Origin of the sequence: Rhodohalobacter sulfatireducens, from assembly GCF_022012475.1 — a bacterium.
Lineage (GTDB): Bacteria > Bacteroidota > Rhodothermia > Balneolales > Balneolaceae > Rhodohalobacter > Rhodohalobacter sulfatireducens.
Window position 1 is genome coordinate 1 of record NZ_JAKLWS010000076.1, and the last position, 2,959, is coordinate 2,959.

General features: G+C 42.8%; 4 protein-coding genes. All 4 read left to right on the plus strand.

Annotated elements, in window-relative coordinates; translation table 11 throughout:
• Positions 1–645: 645 nt before the first annotated feature.
• The 4 genes from L6773_RS21065 (at position 646) to L6773_RS21080 (ending at position 2,706) form a co-directional block, all read left to right on the plus strand.
• A complete protein-coding gene (locus tag L6773_RS21065; protein WP_237856649.1) occupies positions 646–828 on the plus strand; it encodes a hypothetical protein in 183 nt (60 codons plus the stop codon).
• Positions 816–1,127, plus strand: coding sequence for a type II toxin-antitoxin system RelE/ParE family toxin (locus L6773_RS21070; RefSeq protein ID WP_237856650.1), 312 nt, complete (start codon positions 816–818; stop codon positions 1,125–1,127). The genes L6773_RS21065 and L6773_RS21070 overlap by 13 nt, the downstream gene beginning before the upstream one ends.
• Before the next feature lie 436 nt (positions 1,128–1,563).
• On the plus strand, positions 1,564–2,466 hold the full coding sequence (locus L6773_RS21075) for a hypothetical protein (RefSeq protein WP_237856651.1): 903 nt from the start codon (positions 1,564–1,566) through the stop codon (positions 2,464–2,466).
• A 51-nt stretch (positions 2,467–2,517) separates the two neighbouring features.
• The gene (locus L6773_RS21080; RefSeq protein ID WP_237856652.1) at positions 2,518–2,706 is read left to right on the plus strand and encodes a hypothetical protein; all 189 of its coding nucleotides are present in this window, start codon (positions 2,518–2,520) and stop codon (positions 2,704–2,706) included.
• Positions 2,707–2,959: the final 253 nt, after the last annotated feature.

Below are 2,959 nucleotides of genomic sequence, written 5' to 3' on the forward strand. Positions count from 1 at the left end.
AGATCCCTGACTGCGTTCAGGAGTTAAAATTGATGGCACTTGTGCAATCACAAGCCCCGAAGGGGCAATATAATTCAGCCCACGGCAAAAACAGGAGTGAAACGACCTGTTTGCAGCCGTGGGATAAACGGAGGCATCAGGAAAACCCCGAGGCGATGGGTATTGAAAAAGCTTGATTGAAATCGAGGGGTACTACTAATAATTAAGAACGGATTCCTTAACCGTTGGAATGGAAGCCGGAGCTTCCGAGGGGCCGTTACCAAGCAGGAGCTTGGTAACGAGTAAAATGAATACAGATCGACAAATGGGCACAAGTGGGTCAACTACGCCAGAAGGCTTCGTTGACCGAGGACGCTGCGCTGAAAACTTGCACCAGTTTGAAAATGGTTATTGAGCTTTCAATAGTACTTTTAATGTGGCTAAAGCCATTTCTTTTTTTCTTCTTCTGCCCGTCAGTTAAAACTGACGGTAATAGATTATTTCTACTCTTAATTTGTAAGTAGGGCACAAGTGGACACTTGCGCCAGTTGGGGCATAGTTCCAAATCCATCGTGCAAAGGATTGTTAAATACCGTGGTGGGGCCGGGGCGTTGTAAATCCTGCAGTTCTAAATTTAAATCAATATATTCTGAAAAAAGTACGCATATGATTTCAAAAAAAAATGTAATCCAAGGACTTGAAAAACTTCCGGATCATTTTTCAATTGATGATCTTCTTGACCAATTGTTGCTTATCGAAAAAGTTGAATTGGGCCTTCAACAATCCAAGAACAATGAAACAGTAAGTACCGAAGAGGCGAAAAAAAAACTTGATAAATGGCTCAAATAAGATGGACGCCACAATCACTTGATGACATAGAACATATCGCTGAATATATTGCAAGAGATTCACAAGTATATTCTTCCATTCAAACGCAGAGATTTTTTGAGGCTGTTAAAATTCTTGAAGATCAAATCAGAGCAGGAAGAGTAGTCCCGGAAATGAATGACGATTCCATTAGAGAAGTACTACTTGGATACTATAGAATAATATATCGGGTTGTGAATGAGAATCAGGCAGATATTTTAACTGTTCATCATAGTCGAAGAGATCCAGAGAGCAATAAAATCTTAAAATCTTTACTCTGAGGTTATTCCTAATGCGCTAAACCGTCATTCCGTGCCATCAAGAATAGCCCAAAGCTCATCCCGCACCCTCTCGAAACTCCCAAAGATCATCCCGGTGTGGCTTTGGCTCAAACGTCCCAAAAGACGCAGTCATCAGATGAGAGAACCATCTATGCCCGGAAGATCTGCCGCGAACAGTCATCCGATGACTATCACACAGACACCCCAACTGTAATCCCGCATCACCTCGCACCATCCCGGCTGTGATTAAGGGCCCGATCTGTTGGAATTAGGGTGTTCTCAGAAATAATCTTATTCAGCCGGGCAAGAGAGGGTAGAAAACAATTACATTAAAAACATGGATATAGCGGTAAATAATTTTGTTTTAAAACGGGGAAAGTTGCATATTAGAAAACATTAGAAAATTCTAATAAAAACTAACAAGATGAGGTTACATATGAAAAGACCTATTGAGATTATTTTAACGCTAACATTGGTAGCATTGCTTTCGATCAGTTGTGATACCGTAACGGACTCTGATCTTACCAACAGCTCAGAGATTCAATCATCAGACCTGGCAGCGGAAGCATTGGGCAAAAAAGCAGGACCGAATGCTGTGTTTAATCTAACATTCAGTGACGCTGCAGATGCCGCAGACAATACAGCAGGCAGTGCAGGATGGGTTGACGATCGCTATAATCCCGGTTTGGGATATCCTCCGGTTTCCTTTACACAAACAACGTTTGACGGGGATGAAAGACTGCAGATTAATATCAGTGAAACAGGCCCAACCTCAGGTTTTTATGGGTACCAGGGAAGAAAGTACCAAGATGCCGGCGGATCGTATTGGAATGCTGAAGCGAATACCCGGTTTTCTTATTCATTTTATATCGACCCGAGCTGGGAAGGTGATGGTGTAGAACAGCAGACGGGAGTGTGGCCGGTACTCGGAAATGAAGGCGGTTTTATCAGTGCGTACCCAATTTTGGAATACCAGGATAGCGATGCCAATGAAAATGGAGAAGCCGGATTCAGAGTGTATGTTTACATTTCAGATGATGATGGAAACTTCGTTGAAGCCAAATGGATTGAACTTGGCCTTCCTAAGAAATTGAAAATAGATGCCGAAGAGGGTGGTTGGGTCACGGTAGAAGCTCAATTGCATAAAACCGGCAACGGTGCAGCTATGAAATGGCGTGTAAATAACAAGCTCGTTGTAGATGAAAGAGGATATAACACATTTGCATCAAGTACACAATTCCTCGAATTCATTTTCAACAGTCCAAACTTTGGTGTAGACCAAAATTACTATTACGATGATATCGTACTGACCAATCCCGGACATGCCGGTAAAAAATAAGTTTTAAACGATCTTTAAAAGCCCTCTTTGTCAAAAATGAGGGCTTTTTTTATGGGCATAAAGCCAACTCGATCTATCCAATCAGTTATTAAGAATGAACCTCCAAATGAGAAATGGTCATCCCGTGCTCTGATGCGGGATCTCGATACCACTGTCCTGTCGCGGTCGGTATCAAGGGTTGGGAGAGAATGGATTGCACCTGTGAAATCACACACTCCGAAGGAAAGAGGTGGTTTATAGTTTAAGGTTTCATGTGTCAAACCTTAAACATTGAACCTTGAACCAGAAACCCCAAGCCCGTCGGGGTGAATGGTATTGTAACCCCGGGTGGAGGCCTTGTGAAGAGCGGAGCTCTGAAGAGAGCACGCAATCCAAATGATACTAAGTTAGGTAGCCACCAATATGAGATCCCTGACTGCGTTCAGGAGTTAAAATTGATGGCACTTGTGCAATCACAAGCCCCGAAGGGGCAATATAATTCAGCCCACGGCAA

Coding starts and splice junctions, on each gene's coding strand:
- L6773_RS21075 (WP_237856651.1), top strand. CDS start 1,564: ATGAAAAGACCTATTGAGATTATTTTAACGCTAACATTGGTAGCATTG.
- L6773_RS21065 (WP_237856649.1), top strand. CDS start 646: ATGATTTCAAAAAAAAATGTAATCCAAGGACTTGAAAAACTTCCGGAT.
- L6773_RS21080 (WP_237856652.1), top strand. CDS start 2,518: ATGGGCATAAAGCCAACTCGATCTATCCAATCAGTTATTAAGAATGAA.
- L6773_RS21070 (WP_237856650.1), top strand. CDS start 816: ATGGCTCAAATAAGATGGACGCCACAATCACTTGATGACATAGAACAT.